Source organism: Microlunatus ginsengisoli, assembly GCF_039537205.1.
Classification (GTDB): domain Bacteria; phylum Actinomycetota; class Actinomycetes; order Propionibacteriales; family Propionibacteriaceae; genus Microlunatus; species Microlunatus ginsengisoli.
The window spans coordinates 1-1,323 of sequence record NZ_BAABAB010000060.1 but is presented as its reverse complement, the minus strand read 5'-3'; the positions used below and the strand labels follow the sequence as shown (position 1 = coordinate 1,323).

General features: G+C 69.4%; 2 protein-coding genes. Both read left to right on the top strand.

Translation table 11 applies throughout. The annotated features are described in order from the left end of the window. Positions 1–490, top strand: a 490-nt coding sequence (locus ABD747_RS26565) for a tyrosine-type recombinase/integrase (protein WP_344810180.1), incomplete at its 5' end; no start/stop codon positions are given. Continuing rightward, positions 487–1,323, top strand: an 837-nt coding sequence (locus tag ABD747_RS26560) for a tyrosine-type recombinase/integrase (RefSeq protein ID WP_344810179.1), incomplete at its 3' end; no start/stop codon positions are given. The genes ABD747_RS26565 and ABD747_RS26560, both read left to right, overlap by 4 nt.

Below are 1,323 nucleotides of genomic sequence, written 5' to 3'. Positions count from 1 at the left end.
CGTGCTGTTGCTGCTGTCACGACTGGGGATGCGCGCGGGCGAGGTTGCCGCGCTCACGCTGGACGACATCGACTGGCGCGGCGGCGAGATCGTCGTGCGCGGCAAGGGCAACCGGGACGAACGGCTTCCACTGCCGGACGATGTCGGTGCCGCGATCGTCGCTTATCTGCGTCGAGGACGGCCCGCGACCGCGTCGTCGCGCACCGTGTTCGTCCGGGTGAAGGCGCCGCACCAGCCGCTGTCTACCTCCGGACTGTCGATGATCGTCGAACACGCGGCCAAGCGGGCCGGTCTCGGACTGGTCCATGCTCACCGACTGCGGCATACCGCCGCGACCGCGATGCTGCGCTCGGGAACCCCGCTGGTCGAGGTTGGTCTCGTGCTGCGGCAGCGTCGTGCCCTCACGACAGCGATGTATGCCAAGGTCGACCGGGCTGCGCTGCAGGTTTTGGCTCGACCGTGGCCGGGTTCGGACGGTGGCCGGTCATGACCGTGCCGCTGCGGACCGCGCTGGCCGATTACTTGCAGATGCGCCGCGCGTTGGGCTACCGGCTCGAGCGGGCGGAGAAGTTGCTCAACCAGTTCCTCGACTACCTCGACGCCACCAGCACGAGCACCCTCACCAGCGACGCCGCGCTGGCCTGGGCGTGCCTGCCAGCCCGCGCGGACATGAATTGGTGGGCCCACCGGCTCTCCGTCATCCGCGTGTTCGCGAAGTATGTGCACACCCTTGACCCGATCAGCGAGGTGCCCGCGCCGGACCTGCTGCCATGGCGATCCCGCCGGGCCGTGCCGTACTTGTACTCGCCGGCCGACATCGCCTCTTTGCTCGACGCCGCACAAACACTGTCCACCCCGCTGCGCCGCGCCACACTCGGCACGCTGATCGGCCTACTGTCCGTGACCGGGATGCGGGTCGGTGAGGCGATCGGCCTGGACCGCGGAGATGTCGACCTGCGCCACAGCCGGCTCGTCATCCGGCACGGCAAGTTCGCCAAGAGCCGCGAACTGGTCCTGCATAAAAGCACCATCGACGCGCTGCGCGACTACCTGCGACGACGGGACCGGCTGCTACCCGCGCCGCCCAGCCCGGCGTTGCTGATCTCCATCGCCGGGACCCGCCTGCGCTACTGCAACGTGCACTGGACCTTCCAGCGGCTCGTCCACATCGCCGGGCTCGCGCCGCGGTCGGCGCCGTGCCGGCCACGCCTCCACGACCTGCGGCACTCCTTCGCCGTGAACGCAATGCTCGACGCCTACGCTCAAGGCGAGGACGGCCAGGCCCGGTTGAGTCTGCTGTCGACCTACCTCGGCCACGTCGAC